Genomic DNA, 19,182 nt, shown 5'->3' on the forward strand with positions numbered 1-19,182 from the left:
TTTTCACTTGGAATTCCAGTCTTTTAAATATCCAAAGTACTATAAACGGCATTTTCTTCGATAAATTCACGGCGAGGCTCAACACGATCTCCCATCAACATATCAAAAATTTTATCTGCTTCTGCTGCATCATCGACTGAGACACGGGCCATCAGGCGGTTATCAGGATCCATGGTTGTCTCCCAAAGCTGGTGGTCATCCATTTCTCCTAGTCCTTTATACCGTTGGACACTTGGTTTAGAGCGCCCCTGTGTGTAACGTTCTAGGGCCTCCTGTAATTTTGTTTCCTGATCAGAACCCGGCTGAATATATTCTTTAACCTCACTTCCGACCTTAACACCGTAGATAGGTGGCTGAGCAATGTAAACATAGCCCGCTTCCAGTACTGGACGCATAAAGCGATAGATTAAGGTTAAGAGCAAGGTCCGGATATGGGCTCCGTCAACATCAGCATCGGTCATGATGACCAGCTTATGATAACGCGACTTGCTGACATCAAACTCAGCACCAAAGCCAGTTCCCATGGCAGTAAAGAGGCTGCGGATTTCATCATTAGCTAAGATTTTGTCCATGCTGGCTTTCTCAACATTAAGAATTTTACCGCGAATAGGCAGAATCGCTTGAAATTCGCGATTGCGACCCGACTTAGCAGAACCACCGGCTGAGTCCCCCTCAACAATAAAGAGCTCATTTTGGCTAGCATTATTAGATGAGCAATCCGCCAACTTACCTGGCAGGTTAGAAATTTCCAGACCAGACTTCTTGCGTGTTACTTCGCGGGCACGTTTAGCAGCAATCCTAGCTTTGGAAGCTAAGATCCCCTTTTCCACGATTTTCTTAGCTACCTGAGGATTTTCTAAGAGGAAACGGGAGAAAGCGTCACTAAAGAGACGATTGGTAATCTTTACTACTTCTGAGTTTCCTAGCTTGGTTTTGGTCTGCCCCTCAAACTGAGGGTTAGGATGCTTGACAGAAACGATAGCAGTCAGCCCTTCTCGAACATCCTCACCAGAGAGGTTATCATCCTTTTCCTTGAGCAGTTTATTCTGCCTAGCGTAATCATTGATGACACGTGTTAAAGCTGTTCTAAAGCCTTGTTCATGAGTACCGCCTTCATGGGTATGGATATTATTGGCAAAACTAAGAACATTTTCATGATAAGTTCCCGTATACTGCATGGCTACTTCAACGGCTATGCCATTCAACTCACCATCTGTATAGATAGGATTTTCAAAAAGCACATCCTTATTTTCATTGAGATAGTCAACATAACTGACAATCCCACCTTCATAATGGTAATCCTCTTGCTGTTCTTGACCACTGCGCTTGTCCGTGATTGAAATCTTTAGCCCCTTATTGAGAAAGGCCAGCTCCTGAATTCGCTTAGCTAATTTGTCAAAATCAAACTCGATTGTTTCGGTGAAAATTTCTGGATCCGGTGCAAAGTGGACTGTCGTACCTGTGCGTTCAGTATCACCAATAATCTTCAAATCATCAACAACAACTCCTCGTCTGTACTCTTGGAAGTGAATGTGACCATTCTTATGGACGCGCACTTCCAGAAATGTGGACAGAGCATTAACAACGGAAGAGCCGACACCATGTAGACCACCAGAAACCTTGTAACCGCCGCCGCCAAACTTACCGCCAGCGTGAAGAACCGTAAAGACAGTTTCTACTGCAGGACGACCCGTTTTTTCTTGAATATCAACAGGAATACCACGGCCGTCATCAGTAACAGTGATGGAGTTATCTGCTTCAATAAAGACCTCAATATGGCTGGCAAAACCAGCCAAGGCTTCATCAATTGAGTTGTCAACAATTTCCCAAACCAGATGATGGAGGCCTTCCTTGGAGGTGGACCCAATATACATACCCGGGCGCATTCTTACAGCCTCTAAACCTTCCAAAACTTGGATTTGGCTAGCATCGTATTCCTGCGCTAATGCGTCTTTGTTTTTATTCTCTTCTGTCATTCTACACTACCGTTTCTAATAATGGTTTTGTGCCATCAAATAGCAGGGCGTCAATCCCTGCTGCTTGTGCTGCTTGCCGATCAATCTCCCGATCCCCGATGGCAAGGGCGTTTGTCATACTATATTTTTCTTTGAGATAAAGCATGGATTCCGGATCAGGCTTTCGAGCAAAGCCGCTCTCACTGGTCACCACCTCAGTAAAATACTGGGCAATAGCTGCCTTATCCAAAATATCTAGGACCAGGTGATTTCGATGTGAAATCAAAAAATTTCGACCGCCATCCGCAACAATTTGCGCCAGCAACTCCTCAGCTCCTGCAAATAAAATAGGAGCTGCTAATGCTTTAGCTTCGCGATCCTTGTAACGAGCCAAAAAAGTAGGGTGATTGGGAATAAAGTGAGCGACAGCAGCTTCTGTTGAAACCTTAAGCCTCGCATAGACTTGGTCGTGATCAGCTTCAACACCAAATTCTTTAAGTGTTTGGCAGAAAGCCTGCGTTGAGATTTCATAGTTATCAAGCAGAGTGCCCCCTAAATCCCAAATATAATCATGAAATTTCATAATCTTAATTATAGCATATTTCTCTCGTTTTTGCACCTGATTTGTAGGTATTAAACCCTTGTTTCAAGGGACTTCCCAGCCCATTTTGCTGTCCATGACGACACATTGTTTTGAACCAAAATAAGCCCGCATTTTCTTAGTATTACTTTACCGTGTTTTCTATATATGAGTTACTGAGCCGTTAAATGACTTAAAGAAAATTAGCCTGTAAGGTCTGGGAAAGCTGTTGCAGTTGGAAATTAAATCAACAACAGCTGGTCACAAATATAGGTGCTGGGTTCTTGGCACATAGGATGTTTCTTCTTTTTCCCAGAGAAATTAGACCCTTGTTCAATTGCCAGAAAAGCGGCACACACTTCTACAGATCTTCTATTGGCTGACATCAAGGCTATAAGACAGACTTGTTCACATAAAAACGAACTGGCACTTCCTTGTACCAGTTCGTTTACCTAAATCCAGTATTTATTCCAATTACTACGACTCATGCGTTCATCAATGCGCCTTTCCTTAGTCAATGAATTTTGATAAGACATGGATAGGATCAGACCAACACCAATCAGGTTGGACATGAGTGAGGATCCCCCCTTGGAAATAAAAGGAAGAGGGATACCTGTCAGCGGAAGAACTCCAATAGCTGCACCGACATTCTCAAAAATATGGAAAAGAATCATCATGATAAAACCTGTTGAAATGTAGGTGTAAAATACATTATTTGATTCAATCGTGATACGAATCATCCGGAAAATCAAAATTAAATAGAGCAAGATAACAACAATACTGCCAATAAATCCGTAATCTTCTGCAATCACCGTAAAAATCATATCCGATTCTCTGACCGGCACAGATAAATCCGCAACATTAAAACCTTTACCAAAGATTCCACCACTACCGATGGAAATCAGACCCTGTACCTGCTGGTAGGCAATGCCTGATTCGTAAGCAAAGGGATCCAGCCAAGCCGCGACACGGTTGATTTTATAGGTATCCATTCCCATATGATAGAGCCACTCTTTTCCCCAGTTACTAGTAAAGACTAAAAGGAAGAGGCCAAACCCTATTGTCGCAACTAAAATTGCCGGTAGGATGATGCGCCAAGAAATACCCGATAAGACAATCAGACCTGCTAAGATGGCTAAGAAGACCATTGCTGTTCCCATGTCCTTTTGCAGTACCAACAGCAGCAAGACCGGTACAGTGACTCCTAAATAAAGGAGTAGGAGCCGACCGTCTTTTTTAAGTGATGGTTCTTCTTCCTTATTTTCATCTTTAAACCAGACAGCCATGCGTGCCAGCATCAAGATATAGGCTATTTTCATAAATTCTGATGGCTGAAACAGACTGACCGAACCAATGCTAACCCAGTTTTTAGCCCCTGTAGAAGCTACTAAGGTAGGACTATAAATAAATAGTGGTAAAACCATTAGAACAAGCCCCACACCGTAAAGATAAGGGGTTAATTTCCATAACCGTTCAACATCAAAAAACATGACAACAAAAGCAACGACACAGCCCACTACGACACCAATAACTTGTTGGATCATGACTGATAAAATCGTCTTGGGGTAGTCATGGTAGGTAGCAGTATAGATAGCTACCATTCCGATTAAAATTAAAAGAAATACTGGTAAGATTACCGTGTAGTCAATCCGACTATCCAGCGGCCTTTTTCTTTTTCTTGGCATACACCACACTCCTTAACACAATTAAAAAATATTATAACATGATTTTGTAACGAGGTCATAACTTTAAAAGACAAAATATTGCAGAAAGAGACTGGACAGAGCTACTGCAGCCCATGTTACAGCACCAGTAATCAGGGGTCTAAATCCCGCCTGCTTAAATTGCCGAAAAGAGACCTTGCAGCCGATACCCGCCAGTGCCATAGCCATTAAAAATTGTGACAGGAGTTTGGCCCAAGGAAGAAAATTCTTTGAGATAACTCCAAGGGAAGTCAGTAAGGAAGCCACAATAAACCATAGGATAAACCATGGGAAAACCTTCGCGAATGAAAAATTTTGCTGATTCTTTTTTGAACGATAAAATTGAACTCCAGCTAAAATTAAACAGGCAGGGACAATCATCAGTGCTCGCGCTAATTTAACAATCGTTGCAAAATCTCCAGCTTTTTGACTGTAACTATAGCCGGCAGCTACTACTGATGATGTGTCATTAACGGCTGTTCCTGCCCAGAGACCGAAAGCGGTGTCTGTCATCTGCATGAGGTGCCCTAAAATAGGAAAAAGAAAAACAGCTGCAATATTGAAAAGAAAAATTGTCGACATAGATAGAGCAATCTCATCATCCTCAGCTTCCAAAATGGGAGAAGCTGCTGCAATGGCGGAACCGCCACAAATCGCTGTCCCAAACCCTATTAAAACCTCTAAATTGTGCGGCAATCTGAGCCAACGACCGATCAAGTAGGATACTACAAATGAAATTACAATGGTTGTCGCCGAAATCCTCAAGGATGAAAAACCTGTCTGAGATACCTCTTGAATGGGCATACTTACCCCTAAGATAATAATGGCATATTGTAAAATCTTCTTGCCGCTATAGGCTACTCCTGCTTGGGCAGACGCTGGAATCCCTATCGTATTGCTGACAATAATGCCTAAAACAATGGCGAAGATGCTGGAACCAATCAAAGGGATATAATTGCCCATAACCAAAGCTACAAGAGCTATAACAGCCGTCAGAGCAAAACCTGACCAGTAGGTCCCTAATTTCTGCATGGTAGCCTCCAAATGTATGATACTACTATGTTACCACTTTTGCAGCTACAAAAAAAGAGGGGAGATAAGAAAGGCACGTCTTACGCACGAAAACTTTCTCTTCATCCTATTGTGCCCTCACATCACTTTTGAAAAGATAGTTTTTTAAATCAATCATCTGCTTACCCTCTTTCTCCAAATAATTGGACTAAATAGTCTTCCAAATGAACAGAGATATACCGTTGTTTGCGACGATAGCTGAGAGCTTTTTTAGGAAATGCCATCACTTTGAGAAAATATAAACACATTTTTCGAATAAGATTAAGGGTAAAAGCTGCTCTTTTATCCAATGTCTGATTATGATCTTCACGATAAACCACGTCCAATAACCAATGCAGGCTTTCGACACACCAATGACCTCGGACACTGGTGGCAAATGTGGTGACATCTGGCTTAAAACTAAAGATAAAATAACGAATCTCTTGACTCTGTTGACCATCCTTATCAATGGTGTTACGAGTCATCCCAATACCACATAATTTATGCCATTTGGGATGGTTTTGACACAACCACTTGATATCAGAAGACACCCAATATTCTCGAACTTCAATCTGTCCTCTAGCTTTTTCAACGGTCTGATAATACTGTCCCTTTTCTTGGAGTTCTTCCAATACGTTGACATCACTAAAATAAAGGGTAATATCGTCATAAAGCGTCTCTTGATTCCTTTTGACGGCTAGGCAATAATCTCCTTTGCCTTTGATAATCTCATCCACAATCTCTGTCTGTGTTCCCATAGCATCCATGGTCACAATGCCTTTACGGATATCAATGGTGCGCAATAACGGAGGAATGGCAACAATTTCATTACTCTTCTCATCAACCGCCACCTGCCCCAAACTAAGATGATGGCCTCCATCATAAGCCGTCACAATATGAACAGGCTTCTGGTCTTTACCGCGATTGCCTCGAATGGTTTTACCGTCCACTGAAATAAGTTTATGAACAGCCCCTAAGCTCATCACTGATTGTTCAAATTGAACGTTAAGCTCTTTTAAACGGTCTGGATTAACAAGACTAACCACACGCTCTAAAGTATCATGAGACGGACAACCATCACTCAAATCAACATAGTCTGCAAAGGTTGTTCCATTCATTTCAATAAAATCTTCCATCTCTGTCCATGTTTCAATACCAGCCAATTGGCAGCAAAATACCAAGAAGAGAATCGTCGACAAAGGGTAATGAATTTTCCAAGCTTGACGACCATCCAGTTCAGTTGCTCGTTCATCAATAGAAATAATAAAATCAATCATTGTAGTGTCCTCATGTCTAGTTTACTACTTTGATTGATTTTGTCATTATGGTTTCCGCTTTCTGAAAACGCAACTTCCTTCATGCGTTTGGCGTGTAAGAAAGGGCTCTCCGCCTCTTTTGACAGCACTATCGTTCGTTTAACTCTAATCCTTATTCCAGAAATCGGTAACAGCACCTTTTGATGCTGAAGAAACAATATGGGCATACTTACCGAGAACTCCGCGTGAGTAAAGCGGCGGGATCGCTGTTTCAGCCTTGCGACGTTCCAATTCTTCTTCGGATACCTTCATCGTAATTTCTTTAGTATCTTGATCAACGATGACAGTATCGCCCGTTCTTAGGTAAGCAATAGGACCACCGTCTTGTGCTTCCGGTGCAATGTGACCGACAACTAAACCGTAGGTACCACCAGAGAAGCGACCATCCGTAATCAAGGCAACCTTGTCCCCTTGACCCTTACCGACAATCATGGATGATAGAGAAAGCATCTCAGGCATACCTGGACCGCCCTTAGGACCAACATAGCGGACAACCACAACATCGCCGTCAACGATATCATCATTCAGAACTGCTTCAATAGCGTCTTCTTCAGAATCAAATACCTTAGCTGGGCCTTCGTGGCGGCGGACTTTAACTCCAGAAACCTTGGCAACAGCACCTTCCGGCGCCAAATTACCATTGAGAATAATCAGAGGGCCATCTGCACGCTTAGGATTGTCAAGCGGCATGATAACCTTTTGACCAGGCGTTAAATCTGAGAAGGCTGCCAAGTTTTCAGCAACGGTCTTACCAGTACAAGTCATACGATCACCATGTAAGAAACCGTTAGCCAAAAGATATTTCATAACAGCAGGCACACCGCCAACATTATAGAGATCTTGGAAAACATATTGGCCAGATGGTTTCAAATCAGCTAGGTGCGGCACTTTTTCCTGAATGGTATTAAAGTCTTCTAGGGTTAATTCAACATTGGCTGCATGCGCGATAGCAAGCAGGTGAAGGGTTGAGTTAGTCGATCCACCAAGTGCCATTGTTACTGTAATAGCGTCCTCAAAAGCTTCGCGCGTCAGAATATCAGATGGTTTAAGGCCCATCTTCAACATCTTGACAACCGCACGACCAGCTTCCTCAATATCAGCCTTCTTTTCAGCCGATTCAGCTGGATGCGACGAAGAACCGGGCAGACTCATTCCCAAAACTTCGATAGCTGTTGCCATAGTGTTAGCCGTATACATACCGCCGCAGCCACCAGGGCCGGGGCAAGCATTACATTCAATTTGGCGCACTTCTTCTTCAGTCATATCACCGTGATTCCAGTGACCAACCCCTTCAAAGACGGAAACCAAGTCAATGTCCTTGCCGTCCAGATTACCCGGAGCAATGGTACCGCCATAGGCGAAGATAGCAGGGATATCCATGTTGGCAATGGCAATCATGGAACCTGGCATATTTTTATCACAACCACCAATAGCCACAAAGGCATCTACATTATGACCGCCCATCGCTGCCTCAATAGAATCAGCAATAATATCACGAGAAGTCAAGGAAAAACGCATACCTTGCGTTCCCATAGCAATACCATCGGCTACTGTAATGGTACCAAATTGAACGGGCCAGGCTCCCGCGTCTTTGACACCCTCTTTGGTAATCTTACCAAAATCGTGAAGGTGAATATTACATGGCGTATTTTCTGCCCATGTTGAGATGACACCAACAATGGGCGTTTCAAAATCTCGGTCAGTCATCCCTGTAGCACGCAGCATAGCGCGGTTAGGGGACTTAACCATACTATCGTAGACAGCTGAACGATGACGGAGCTTCTTCATATCTTCTGTCATAAGACTTCCTCTTCTCTAAAATGCCATTATTTAGGACTGATTCCTAGCGCGATACGACCCAAGCGACTAATACGAGTGAGTTTCCAAACAGGCTTCCAGACAACCTCGACGCTGGCTGACTCGATACCATCAATGGTCTTTAAGGTTTCCGCTAAATCAATAGGTAAGGTATCAGCACAGCCACAAGCTACATCGGTAAAAGTCATAACGACCTTACAGTGACCTTTTTCATCTAGGTCGATTTCATAAATCAGACCCAGATTATAGATATCCAACTCAATTTCTGGGTCGTAAACTGTCTCCAATTTACTCACCAATTCCTGGCTGATGGCCTCGGCTCGATCATTAATCTTGATGTCGTCTCTCATTCAGAATCCTCCGATTTATATTTTTAAATTGTAGCACAATTCAGACAATTTGTCCAGACTAAATTTATCGTAAGTAAAACCAGTGAATTGCTAATCACCTACTTTTATTCCCCGCAGAAAAATTGATACCGTACTTTTCCACCAACTAAGCCAAGGCCATTAAGCAACCAGAAATATTAAGTCTAAAAATCATTTTTACCTACTTTTTAGGATAATGGCGACTAGCTAACTGCACCATAGACCTGCAAAATTTTCTCAGCAATTCGCTCCACATCAGCAGACAGCCCCCGCATCTCATAAGTGTCAAGAACGGGAAAGCCAAACTGGTTAGAATATTGATAAGCTGTTAAACAGAACTGGTTATTAAAATTACGATTACCGCTACCGACAATACCCAAGCAATATTGGGCATTATTTCCCTTAGCGATTAAATGGCGCAGATCAGTTGTTAAGATCTCCTGATCACCGTTATCCACACCATTTCCACCTTCGAGATAGGTTGGTAAAAAAGCGATGTAAGGTTCATCGAAATCAGGATAGGATTGACCACTTTTCACCATTTCTTTGACATCCAGTGTCTCAATCGGGATTTGGCTATAGTGGGTTGCAAAATACCTCCTTAATTTATCAACAAAGGCCTTAGTATTACCGCTCAGGCTAATATATACAAACTTCAAGAAAAAACTCCTTTTATTACAATATCTTGTGTTTGATTATTTATTTCTATACAAGATATTGTAGCATGATTATTTCAAAGGAACAAGAAAATAAAAATACCCTCACAAAACCAGAATGTAAATAGTAGACTCAAAATGTGCTAATAGCTGCTGCTGCGTTAACTTAATTCTCCGCAGTATGCAGAGATTAACAATAATCAGCCTGCAAAAGATGGATGAATAGCAAGCAGCACTGATTTTCACTACTATATGAGTTTGAGACCCAGTATTAGCCACTTGCACTCATACTGCATAAAATTAAAAAACTGAGTCGTAAGTTCTCAGTTCCTACTATTCTTGCTTTCAAATATATCCCCTGCCGGAATCGAACCAGCAACTACTCCTTAGGAGGGAGTTGTTATATCCATTTAACTAAGGAGACACATCAGCTCCCTCTATTGTACCCTAGACTAAAAACGAATGCAACCCTAAGAAGCTGATTCAAGCAATTAAAACATGAGGCTATTCCTTTCCTGAAATTAAGTAAACACCCTGCCACTCTTCCATTACAGCATCTGCTATCGCCAAGGCAAAATCTGCATAAGAAATAGATTTATTGAGAAAAAATTCTTCTCTTTGTGCTGAAGGATAGAAATCATAACTATTGCTTCTTACTCCTTGTGCAATGTAAACTGGCGGAGGAATCAAATAGGTCCAAGTATGATCAAAAGATGACTCTTCCAAATAGTCTCTTAGTTTAGCGTGAGCAATTCCTCTAGGTAGAGTTTGTCTTGGAAAATGTTCATCTTCCCAAAAGCGCCGATTATTCGCTAATTTTAGAGATCCAGCACCTCCAACCGTGACCAGATGAGTTTTCTTTGAGGGGTTAAGAGCTTGCTGAATCCGTCGATCCAGATCAATTAAAGCATCTTTTGATATATCTTCTCGTAGGCGAATAGCTTGAATAACAATGTCGCTGTCAATCAAAGCTTTGCGCAGACTGCAGACATCAGCAATATCAATCACTGCTGTCTCTATCGCTGCCTTTAACCTAGGCAGCCGCCCCTTATCTTCCGGCTTTCTTAGGCCAGCAACGAGCTGAATAGACTTGTATTTAGACAATTCTTCTATGACCAAGCTTCCCGTTCTGCCGGTTGCGCCTAATACTAATACCTTCTGCATATTATTGTTCTCCTTTAATCTCCAAAGTAAATGCCATCAGCATACTGAATAACAATATCAGTGCTAAGGTCAAAAAGGTTATTTTTTCCCCTAACAAGGTCAATAGCTGAACTCCTGCAAGCGGTCCAAAACTGGCACCTAAAAACAAAGTGAAGGTATAAAAAGAAACAGCGATTCCAGCTTGCTCCTGCCCAAATTTTCCCACTAAAATAATTAAAACGGGAACAATGATTGAAATTCCGGCTACAAATAAAAGGCTCATTACAATCAACACATTGAGATAGGGATAAACAGCAACAATAAAAAGAGATAGAAGCGAAGACAGCAAAGACAAGATGAGTACTCGTTTTATATCAAACATTTTGGCCAATTTATCCGCCAAGGGAGCAAACATCATACCGACAATCCCCAAAGCCCTTATCCTGAAAACCATAGTCTTACTCAAATGAAGTATATGAACTGAATAGTTTTCTAAAACGGTGTAAAAAGCTACAAAGACAAACAATAACGTGAGTGCAATCAGATAAAGTTTAGCTAAGTCCTTTTTTCTTAATACCTTCCAATACTGATGCAAAAGTTGAGAAAAATGAATTCCTTGATTTTGTTTAGAAACGGGCGAAGCATAGGTAAATAAGATAAGAGCCGTTAGCAAATAAATCATTCCAAATATATAGAAGACTGCTTGCCAATTCAGTAACTGGCTAATATAAGCACTGACAATTTGGCCTACAATCGCTGAAATCAAAAAGCTAGCACTGACGAGGCCTACGACTGTCCCCCTAAAGCCCTTTGAAAATTTCTCAGAAATATAGATAACAGCAACGGGAGCAAAACTAGATGCAGCTATTCCTTGAATCATCCGTCCCACAATTAACCAAGACAGCTGGTTTCCAAAGGGAATGATAACAGTAACGACTGACAATAAAATCAAGCCTCCAACCATCATTCTTTTTCTGCCAAATTGGTTAGATAAAACTCCAACTAAAAGACAACTAAAAGCATAAGCAAAGGAAAAACTTGTTCCTAACAAGGCTGTTTGTTCTGAACTGGCATGAAACTGCTGATTAAAAACAGACATTAAAGGAATCGTTATATAATTACTGGCGACAACTACAAGACCACACCAAAATAGTAACGTTGCTAAAATCACTTCGTTTCTGTTGACTCGATTTTTTCTCATGTCAAGTTTCTTTCTGCAATAAATAAACAATTATTGTATTTAATATACAATAATTGCAGATTAAATATTTTTGATAGTCAAGAAAAATTGTCCTTTAACTCTCAATATTGTAAAATAGAGCTATCAGAAAAACTTATATAGACTAAAAAGGGCTTGTTTTATGGAGAAAAGAAACGAAGATTACTCAGCATTATTGGATGTGGAACTCTTAAAAAAATTAGTTGTCGGTATCGGTGAAGTTTCTCGAATCACTGGTATTCCTATTCGAAAAATCCGCTATTGGGAGGAAAAAGGAATTATCCAATCTCAGAAGGATAAGGAAGGGACAACCAGACGTTATGATTATATGAACATCAAAAAAATACTTTTAATCCAAGAAATGTTAGAAGAGGGATTTACTTTAGAAGCCTCTGTTAAAAAAGTTGAAAAACGTCTGTTAACTCTGAATGACATGTTCAAAAACTTATCAAATCATTTAGAAGATAAGCCATCAAATTCTGAAGAAAAATAAAAAAACAGCCTAATGGACTGTTCAAAACATGGACAAAACTTATTTTAAAAACTCTGGAATGATAGATAATATTGACTACTCTTAGAATTGTTGATTGCTCAGCATTCTAAGAGTTTTTATCTTACAAATAAAAAAGTTGAAGAAATAACCATTTTCTTCAACCTAAACAGCTCACTAAACTGTTTCTTATTTACGCACTTCTTTGATACGCGCAGCCTTACCTTGCAATGCACGAAGGTAGTACAGTTTAGCGCGACGTACCTTACCATGACGAGTAACCTCGATTTTTTCGACACGTGGCGTGTGAACTGGGAATGTACGTTCGACACCGATACCGCTTGAGATCTTACGGACAGTATACATTTCTGAGATACCTTGACCTTTACGTGAGATAACCACACCCTCAAAGATCTGAACACGTTCGCGGCTACCTTCGACAACTTTAGCGTGAACACGGACAGTGTCACCTGGACGGAAGTCAGGGATATCAGTACGCAGTTGACTTTCAGTCAAACTTTGGATTAATGGATTCATTTATTTTTCTCCTATCTTACTAATCTTAGGTGCTTGTCCCAGCGGATTAGCCGTATTTTCGTGTGTCCATTGCACACATAGGACTATTTTACACTATGATTAGCGTTTTTGCAAGGCATAAATGCCGTATTTATGGTTGACAAGAAAGGCTAGGGCAGAGACAATAACAAAATAAGGCATATTAGCAAAGCCGAAAACTTCACCACCGATAAACATCGGAGCTAACAGCGTATTGGTTGCAGAACCAAAAACTGCTGCATAACCAAGTCCAGCGACAAAGACCGGTGGTAAGCCAAAAAGACTGGCCAAAACAACTCCCAGACTAGCACCGATAGCAAACAGGGGTGTCACTTCCCCACCTTGAAAACCAGCTGTTAAGGTAAGAAGGGTTAGTACAAATTTTAAAAGCCAATCCCATATGTAGACATTTCCACCATCTAAACTTAGAGAAATGAGATTAGTCCCTAACCCTGCGTAACGCCCCTGCCAGAATAAGAACAGTAAACCGGTGACAGTTAGGCCTATTAGGGCAATGCGAATGTAGGGATTATTAAAATAAACCGCTGCTTGTCTTTTAGCCCAAGCTAAACCAGCAGCAAAGGCCGTCCCAACCACACCAAAACAAAGGCCCAGCAGACATAATTTCAGGATAAGCACAGGCGTTAGGTCTAGATTCACTGATAGCGGAGCTGCAAACTTTTCTAACCCCAGAACATGGGAAGTTTGACTAGCGACAAGAGAAGCTAATAGAGCTGGTAGTAAGGCTGCTATTGTTAATTCTCCAATAACTAATACTTCTAAGGCAAAAAAGGTAGCGGCCAATGGTGTTTGAAAGAGACCTGCAAAACCGGCGGCCATGCCTGTCATGAGAAATATACGAGAGCTGTCTTTGACGGGTAATTGCTTTCCCAACCAGTGAGAAACGGTTGCTCCAATCTGAACAGCTACACCTTCGCGGCCAGCACTGCCGCCAAAAAGGTGGGTCAACCAAGTTGTTAACATAATCAGAGGGACAAGCACTTTAGGAATGTAGTTACCTTTCCCCTGCCCTACTTCAAATATCAGGCTCATTCCTCGGCTACTCTTTCCCCCAAAGCGCTGGTAAAGCCAGACACTCACCAGTCCTGCTAAAGCTAGAAAAGGCAAGGTTGCGAAGTAGTGACTATCGCGAAAATCACTGAGAGTTATCAAGACTCGACCAAACAAAGTATCAATCGCTCCGATAAGCAGGCCAACAGTAATAGCTGCTAGAATGAGAATAAGATTATTTTTTAATGATTTTTGCACTAGTTCCTCCAGACATGGCAAATAGAGAATTTATCAGTCGATTCTACAAATTATTGATTAATTACTTTAGATGCTGTAGTAATCCTCTTTTAAAACGGTATTTTTTCTGCCTTTTAAAGAGGATTCTGCTCAACTTCTAAATTGTGATTTTGATAGGCTCGTGATTCCTTCATAATATCTGCAAAAGTCGCAACAACAAAGGGTTCATAGTTTTTATCGGTTACAAGTTCTGACACCTTGGCCAATATGGCATCCTCACGTTCTTTATCGTAAATAGCCTTGCCCGTCTCTTTCTTGAAAGCTGCTACTTGGCTAACCAAGTTCATTCGCTTTTCAATTAAGATAACCAACTCTTGATCAATAGCATCAATATTTTGACGAATTAGTTCTAAATTCATGGTACTTCCCCCTTCATTCTTTGAAAATTATAGCAAAAAAAGCCCAATAAAACTAGGTCTTTTGCTTTATTGTATATTTTCTCACTAATAGGTAAACTATGCCAGCAAGCACAAGCAAGAGTAATAACCGCTTGACGTTACCATTTATAATCGCATCACCGCCAAAAGCATAAAGGCAGCTAGTAGGAAAAACTCCTATTGCGACACAAGGCAACCATTTCTTAAGTGGTAGCTGTATCTCCGTTACTAAATAGTTCACTAAGAGTGTCGGAAAAACAGGAATCATATATCCTAAACTGACAGCTACATAGGGATTATCGACTTGCTTTAAAATAGCCAATTTATCAGAAAAGTTTTTCTCGCGCTCTGTGATATTGACGATTTTTAAAACTCTTAAAACTAAGAAATTTCCTAGCGTATTGGCTAGCACATTCATGACCAGAGCAATCCAAGGACCAAAGACAACCCCGTTAAAAACCGCCAGAACACTATTGGAAAGAAAAGGAATAGCTGATCCCAGAGCTGTCAACAGTATGAGTACACAGAAATTAATGACATTGGCGGTGGACAATTGGCGGCCCAAATTAGCAACTTGCTTTTCTACATTGACGTAACTGAGAAGGACATCCCAGTAGCGCAGAAGCAAGAAGCTAAAGTAGATAATTCCAATCAAGAGGCCTACCAGACTCAATATACGCCGCAGATTTTGGCCCTTCAACTCTAATTTCTTAAATGCCATACCGTTATTATAGGAGAAATGACCTCATATAGCAAGGCAAAACAGCCTAACCGACTGATCCTTCCATACTCATATTGATCAGAGTATTGAGCTCAACAGCATATTCCATAGGCAATTCCTTGGTAATGGGATCCATAAAACCATTGATAATCATAGCAGTCGCATCTTCCTCACTGATACCGCGACTCATCAAATAATAAAGCTGATCTTCTGAAACTTTGGAGACCTTAGCTTCATGCTCCAGAGAAACATTAGAGTTGTGAATTTCATTGAAAGGAATGGTATCTGAACGTGATTCTTCATCCATCAAGATCGTATCACATTCAATATGGGATTTAGAACCTTGACTGTCAGGAGCAAAACGAACAGTTCCCCGATAGTCCGTTCGACCGCCGTCCTTAGCAACTGATTTAGAGATAAGTGTACTGGAAGTATGAGGAGCGTTATGGTAGACCTTGCAGCCAGCATCCAGATGCTGACCATAATTGGCAAAAGCCATAGACAGTACAGAGGTACGTGCATAAGGACCATTTAAAATAGAGCAAGGATATTTCATATTGACCTTACTACCAAGATTACCGTCAATCCACTCTAAGGTCCCGTTTTCTTCAACTGTTCCACGCTCCGTTACAAGATTATAGACATTATCTGACCAGTTTTGCATAGTGGTATAACGAAAGGTGGCATCCCGCTTAACAATGATCTCTACAGTTGCTGCATGAAGACTGTTAGTGGTGTAATTGGGCGCCGTGCAACCTTCGATATACTGGATGGAAGCACCATCTTCGATAATCATCAGGGAGCGCTCAAATTGACCGGCATTTTCGCTATTGATACGGAAATAAGTTTGAACCGGCATAGGACATTGAACACCCTTAGGAACATAAATAAAGGTTCCCCCAGACCACACTGCTCCGTTTAAAGCCGCAAACTTATGCTCCGATGGGGCGACAACTGTTCCAAAATATTGCTTCACAAGCTCAGGATACTCTTGCAGAGCTGTGTCTGTATCGGTGAAAATTATCCCTAGCTTTTCAAATTCTTCTTTCATGTTGTGGTAGACGACTTCAGACTCATACTGGGCTACAGCACCAGACAAATACTGCTTTTCAGCCTCAGGAATTCCTAAACGATCGAAGGTCTCCTTAATCTTATCCGGCACTTCCTCCCAAGTGCGAGAGCGATCCTCGCTGAGTTTCTGATAATAGATGATATCATCAAAATCAATACCAGAAAGATCCGGCCCCCAATCGGGCATGGGCAGACGATTAAAGAGCTCAAGACTTTTAAGACGGTACTCTAACATCCACTCAGGTTCTTTTTTCACTCTGGAGATCTCTCTGACAACTTCTTCTGTTAAACCGCGCCCCGTTGACACAAGAGCAGTAACATCATCGTGAAATCCAAAAGCATAATCTCTATTTTTAGGCATAGGAACCCCCTTACTCAGCTTCTTTTGAAAAATCGACAAACACTAAAAAATGGCTTTCTGCGCATTTAAACTCTCAAAAGGCAGTCAAGCTTCAACCCTTTCAAGTTAGGCTATACTCTTCATATTTCAAGCCGCTAAACTTTAGTTTTTTTATTAACAGCTACTTGCCATTATTATACTCCTATCCTAGAAAAATGTGGTTGGTAAAGCTCAAATCTTTTCTCTCAAGTATTAGTTTTTCTATTGTAGAGCAAGGGATAAGGATATCCGACCAACCACTGCGTCTAACAAATAAAATCAGCCAAATAATAAGGCTGAGAACTTTTGTCTCAACCTCAATCTTTAATCAAAAATAAATGATTTAATCCTCGGGGACACTTCACATCTCCCTCACATATTTCTGCCTAACTAACTCAATTTAGCAGACATTTCTTCAGCAAAGGCTTCTAAGTGTTCAATATCCTCGTCTTCTGCTGCTAAATCTACTTTTACTGAAGCTGCCCCTTTAGTGGCACCGGTCAGGGCAAACTGCTCTTCAAACTCATCAACTGATTTGCAGAAATAATCGTAGAAGGTGTCACCTGAACCAACCACTCCATAAATCTTACCTGATAGATCAACATCAGCCAAATCTTCGTAAAAATCAACGATTTCATCAGGCAAATCCCCATCGCCATATGTATAGGTTGCTATGATAGCCATATCAGCATCTTCAAAGTCAGCAGCATCCACTGTTGTGCACTCGTCAACGTCAACGGTATGACCAAGATCCTGCAATTTTTCTGCTACAATATCGGCAATCTCTTCGGTATTTCCAGTCATACTAGCATATACTATTTTAGCTAAAGCCATAGTTTCCTCCAAATAATCAGTGATTCGATTATATCACAATTATCAGATTTTTTATAGAACTTGTTTAGAGATAGGTCGCATAGGCTGTCTCTAGTTTTTCTAAGAGCTGATCTTTTTGTTTAGAATTGGTAAAGGAGGCTTCAATAGCATTGCGGTTAAAGGTCATAAAATCGCTTGGTGTTGTGCCAAAGTAGCGATGAAACAGTTGGTATTCCTTAGTTAAATTTGTATCTGATACCGTCCGATTGTCCGTATTGATAGTCAGCTTGGCCCCTGCTTCATACAGCTCCTGATAGGGGTAATCCTCTAGACTAGGTGCAGCTTTAGTCTGCAGATTGCTAGTCAGACAGAGTTCGGCTGTTGCTCCAGCTGCAACAAAATCCGCTATAATTTCAGGATGGTGGGCGATAGCTGCAGCATGCCCCATACGTTTGATCCCCAATTTGAGAGTATCTGTAATATGATTGGGACAGTTGCATTCTCCTGCATGGAGTGTCATGGGATATCCCATGGACTGGACATCTTTTATCAAGGAATCAATCTTGGCAGGGGGAAAGCCATGCTCATCCCCAGCAAAATCAAAGCCCACTAACCCTTTAGGTGCTAGAACAGCAATTTCCGATAACAGTTCCTTTGTTATATCTGGATCCGACTGCCGCATACCGCAGACGAGAAGCTTAGCAGCAATACCGAATTCAGTTTCAGCCCTCTGTAACCCCGCTAAAGTAGCTCTGACAGTATCACTAGCACTTAAACCTTCATCCATAGATAGCTCGGGAGCAAAACGGATTTCAGTATAAATGACATTTTCTCTAGCGGCTTGACTGGCCACATCATAGGCTGCCAGTTCCAAGGCTTCCTTTGTTTGTAAGAGCGGACGAATAAAATCAAAGGTCCTGAGATAATCCATCAAATTCTCGCAGGATTCAGGCGCAGTGACTAATTTCTTCAAATCAGCATCTTCTTGCGGGATGGAAATACGAGCCATCTCGGCCAAACTTCGAATAGCTTCAAGTGACAAGGAGCCGTCTAAATGACAGTGCAATTCTACTTTGGCTAAACGATGAAAATCGAGTGGTTTCACGAGGCTTCTCCTTTAAGGTCAATTTTTACTATACTATCATTCTAATTGCAAATGTCAACCCTTGCTGAGATCAAGATGCTGCAGTGTCCTGAACTCAACGATCATATCAGCTAAAACCTGGGCAATACTTTTCTTAAGGTAGATTCTCAGTCTAATAACTAGATAGTCAGTTCTAACTGATTGCCTTCGGTATCTAAGATGACAGCTTCATAATAACCGTCACCCGTCACACGCTGACCATTCTGGAGGTAAAAACCGTGCTCCTGCATCTTATAAGCGAATGTGTCAACAGCTTCTTTTGACCCCAGAGAAAAAGCGAGGTGGGCGAAACCAAAGCTGTCTTTAACTCCCTCAATGATATCTGGGCGGTAGCACAATTCCAATCTAGTGCCATCTGTAACCGTTAAAAAGTAAGATGAAAACCCTGATTCTGGATTATGGTAGAGTGGACTGCTTATTGCTTGAAAATAGGTACAGTAGAAATTCTTCATTATTTCCAAATCTCTTGTCCAAAGACCAACGTGTTCAATTTTCATAGAAATCTCTCCTTCTTGA

Annotated in this window: 19 protein-coding genes and 1 tRNA gene; 1 reads left to right on the forward strand and 19 read right to left on the reverse strand. The window is 41.3% G+C overall.

What is annotated here, in order from left to right:
- Nucleotides 1-23 precede the first annotated feature (23 nt).
- The 11 genes from gyrB to AC4HAO_RS06265 form a co-directional block, all read right to left on the reverse strand.
- Nucleotides 24-1,976, reverse strand: coding sequence for a DNA topoisomerase (ATP-hydrolyzing) subunit B (gene gyrB / locus AC4HAO_RS06215; RefSeq protein WP_491093471.1), 1,953 nt, complete (start codon nucleotides 1,974-1,976; stop codon nucleotides 24-26).
- 1 nt (nucleotide 1,977) lies between these two features.
- Complete coding sequence (locus AC4HAO_RS06220) at nucleotides 1,978-2,538, reverse strand: HAD-IA family hydrolase (protein WP_491093470.1); 561 nt, start codon at nucleotides 2,536-2,538, stop codon at nucleotides 1,978-1,980.
- Between the two features lie 449 nt (nucleotides 2,539-2,987).
- Nucleotides 2,988-4,220: an FtsW/RodA/SpoVE family cell cycle protein gene (locus AC4HAO_RS06225; RefSeq protein WP_491093469.1), complete on the reverse strand. Its 1,233-nt coding sequence runs from the start codon at nucleotides 4,218-4,220 to the stop codon at nucleotides 2,988-2,990.
- A gap of 63 nt (nucleotides 4,221-4,283) precedes the next feature.
- Nucleotides 4,284-5,270 (reverse strand): YeiH family protein, encoded by a 987-nt coding sequence (locus tag AC4HAO_RS06230; RefSeq protein WP_491093468.1) that lies wholly within the window; start codon nucleotides 5,268-5,270, stop codon nucleotides 4,284-4,286.
- A 161-nt stretch (nucleotides 5,271-5,431) separates the two neighbouring features.
- Nucleotides 5,432-6,565 (reverse strand): ISAs1 family transposase, encoded by a 1,134-nt coding sequence (locus AC4HAO_RS06235; protein WP_491134908.1) that lies wholly within the window; start codon nucleotides 6,563-6,565, stop codon nucleotides 5,432-5,434.
- 144 nt (nucleotides 6,566-6,709) lie between these two features.
- The gene (gene ilvD / locus AC4HAO_RS06240) at nucleotides 6,710-8,404 is read right to left on the reverse strand and encodes a dihydroxy-acid dehydratase (protein WP_491134909.1); all 1,695 of its coding nucleotides are present in this window, start codon (nucleotides 8,402-8,404) and stop codon (nucleotides 6,710-6,712) included.
- A gap of 26 nt (nucleotides 8,405-8,430) precedes the next feature.
- Nucleotides 8,431-8,772, reverse strand: coding sequence for a metal-sulfur cluster assembly factor (locus AC4HAO_RS06245; RefSeq protein WP_447452055.1), 342 nt, complete (start codon nucleotides 8,770-8,772; stop codon nucleotides 8,431-8,433).
- Nucleotides 8,773-8,993: 221 nt separating this feature from the next.
- Nucleotides 8,994-9,449 (reverse strand): class Ib ribonucleoside-diphosphate reductase assembly flavoprotein NrdI, encoded by a 456-nt coding sequence (gene nrdI / locus AC4HAO_RS06250; RefSeq protein WP_491134910.1) that lies wholly within the window; start codon nucleotides 9,447-9,449, stop codon nucleotides 8,994-8,996.
- Between the two features lie 349 nt (nucleotides 9,450-9,798).
- A tRNA-Arg gene (locus AC4HAO_RS06255) sits at nucleotides 9,799-9,870 on the reverse strand.
- 80 nt (nucleotides 9,871-9,950) lie between these two features.
- Nucleotides 9,951-10,610, reverse strand: a complete 660-nt coding sequence (locus AC4HAO_RS06260; protein WP_491134911.1) for an NAD(P)-dependent oxidoreductase — start codon at nucleotides 10,608-10,610, stop codon at nucleotides 9,951-9,953.
- A gap of 1 nt (nucleotide 10,611) precedes the next feature.
- Nucleotides 10,612-11,790, reverse strand: a complete 1,179-nt coding sequence (locus tag AC4HAO_RS06265) for an MFS transporter (protein ID WP_491134912.1) — start codon at nucleotides 11,788-11,790, stop codon at nucleotides 10,612-10,614.
- Nucleotides 11,791-11,950: 160 nt separating this feature from the next.
- Here AC4HAO_RS06265 and AC4HAO_RS06270 point away from each other — a divergent pair, with 160 nt between their 5' ends.
- Nucleotides 11,951-12,301: a MerR family transcriptional regulator gene (locus AC4HAO_RS06270; RefSeq protein ID WP_447452052.1), complete on the forward strand. Its 351-nt coding sequence runs from the start codon at nucleotides 11,951-11,953 to the stop codon at nucleotides 12,299-12,301.
- 186 nt (nucleotides 12,302-12,487) lie between these two features.
- Here AC4HAO_RS06270 and rplS read toward each other — a convergent pair whose 3' ends face one another.
- From rplS to AC4HAO_RS06310, 8 genes are all read right to left on the reverse strand, one after another.
- Nucleotides 12,488-12,835, reverse strand: a complete 348-nt coding sequence (gene rplS / locus AC4HAO_RS06275; protein ID WP_447452051.1) for a 50S ribosomal protein L19 — start codon at nucleotides 12,833-12,835, stop codon at nucleotides 12,488-12,490.
- A 99-nt stretch (nucleotides 12,836-12,934) separates the two neighbouring features.
- Entirely contained in the window at nucleotides 12,935-14,122 is a 1,188-nt protein-coding gene (locus tag AC4HAO_RS06280; RefSeq protein WP_491093465.1) for a chloride channel protein, read from the reverse strand.
- A 113-nt stretch (nucleotides 14,123-14,235) separates the two neighbouring features.
- Nucleotides 14,236-14,520 (reverse strand): chorismate mutase, encoded by a 285-nt coding sequence (locus AC4HAO_RS06285; RefSeq protein ID WP_491093464.1) that lies wholly within the window; start codon nucleotides 14,518-14,520, stop codon nucleotides 14,236-14,238.
- Between the two features lie 52 nt (nucleotides 14,521-14,572).
- Nucleotides 14,573-15,259: a VTT domain-containing protein gene (locus AC4HAO_RS06290; RefSeq protein WP_491093463.1), complete on the reverse strand. Its 687-nt coding sequence runs from the start codon at nucleotides 15,257-15,259 to the stop codon at nucleotides 14,573-14,575.
- Between the two features lie 46 nt (nucleotides 15,260-15,305).
- The gene (sufB, locus tag AC4HAO_RS06295; protein WP_491093462.1) at nucleotides 15,306-16,691 is read right to left on the reverse strand and encodes a Fe-S cluster assembly protein SufB; all 1,386 of its coding nucleotides are present in this window, start codon (nucleotides 16,689-16,691) and stop codon (nucleotides 15,306-15,308) included.
- Nucleotides 16,692-17,099: 408 nt separating this feature from the next.
- A complete protein-coding gene (locus AC4HAO_RS06300) occupies nucleotides 17,100-17,543 on the reverse strand; it encodes a flavodoxin (RefSeq protein WP_491093461.1) in 444 nt (147 codons plus the stop codon).
- A gap of 64 nt (nucleotides 17,544-17,607) precedes the next feature.
- A complete protein-coding gene (gene add, locus AC4HAO_RS06305; protein WP_491134913.1) occupies nucleotides 17,608-18,627 on the reverse strand; it encodes an adenosine deaminase in 1,020 nt (339 codons plus the stop codon).
- 158 nt (nucleotides 18,628-18,785) lie between these two features.
- Entirely contained in the window at nucleotides 18,786-19,169 is a 384-nt protein-coding gene (locus tag AC4HAO_RS06310) for a VOC family protein (RefSeq protein WP_491134926.1), read from the reverse strand.
- Between the last annotated feature and the right edge of the window lie 13 nt (nucleotides 19,170-19,182).

Source organism: Streptococcus sp. ELY_137 (assembly GCF_058314515.1).

Coding starts and splice junctions, on each gene's coding strand:
- AC4HAO_RS06300 (WP_491093461.1), bottom strand. CDS start 17,543: ATGGCTTTAGCTAAAATAGTATATGCTAGTATGACTGGAAATACCGAA.
- AC4HAO_RS06225 (WP_491093469.1), bottom strand. CDS start 4,220: ATGCCAAGAAAAAGAAAAAGGCCGCTGGATAGTCGGATTGACTACACG.
- AC4HAO_RS06260 (WP_491134911.1), bottom strand. CDS start 10,610: ATGCAGAAGGTATTAGTATTAGGCGCAACCGGCAGAACGGGAAGCTTG.
- AC4HAO_RS06220 (WP_491093470.1), bottom strand. CDS start 2,538: ATGAAATTTCATGATTATATTTGGGATTTAGGGGGCACTCTGCTTGAT.
- AC4HAO_RS06265 (WP_491134912.1), bottom strand. CDS start 11,790: ATGAGAAAAAATCGAGTCAACAGAAACGAAGTGATTTTAGCAACGTTA.
- AC4HAO_RS06270 (WP_447452052.1), top strand. CDS start 11,951: ATGGAGAAAAGAAACGAAGATTACTCAGCATTATTGGATGTGGAACTC.
- AC4HAO_RS06290 (WP_491093463.1), bottom strand. CDS start 15,259: ATGGCATTTAAGAAATTAGAGTTGAAGGGCCAAAATCTGCGGCGTATA.
- gyrB (WP_491093471.1), bottom strand. CDS start 1,976: ATGACAGAAGAGAATAAAAACAAAGACGCATTAGCGCAGGAATACGAT.
- ilvD (WP_491134909.1), bottom strand. CDS start 8,404: ATGACAGAAGATATGAAGAAGCTCCGTCATCGTTCAGCTGTCTACGAT.
- AC4HAO_RS06245 (WP_447452055.1), bottom strand. CDS start 8,772: ATGAGAGACGACATCAAGATTAATGATCGAGCCGAGGCCATCAGCCAG.
- rplS (WP_447452051.1), bottom strand. CDS start 12,835: ATGAATCCATTAATCCAAAGTTTGACTGAAAGTCAACTGCGTACTGAT.
- AC4HAO_RS06235 (WP_491134908.1), bottom strand. CDS start 6,565: ATGATTGATTTTATTATTTCTATTGATGAACGAGCAACTGAACTGGAT.
- AC4HAO_RS06285 (WP_491093464.1), bottom strand. CDS start 14,520: ATGAATTTAGAACTAATTCGTCAAAATATTGATGCTATTGATCAAGAG.
- AC4HAO_RS06230 (WP_491093468.1), bottom strand. CDS start 5,270: ATGCAGAAATTAGGGACCTACTGGTCAGGTTTTGCTCTGACGGCTGTT.
- sufB (WP_491093462.1), bottom strand. CDS start 16,691: ATGCCTAAAAATAGAGATTATGCTTTTGGATTTCACGATGATGTTACT.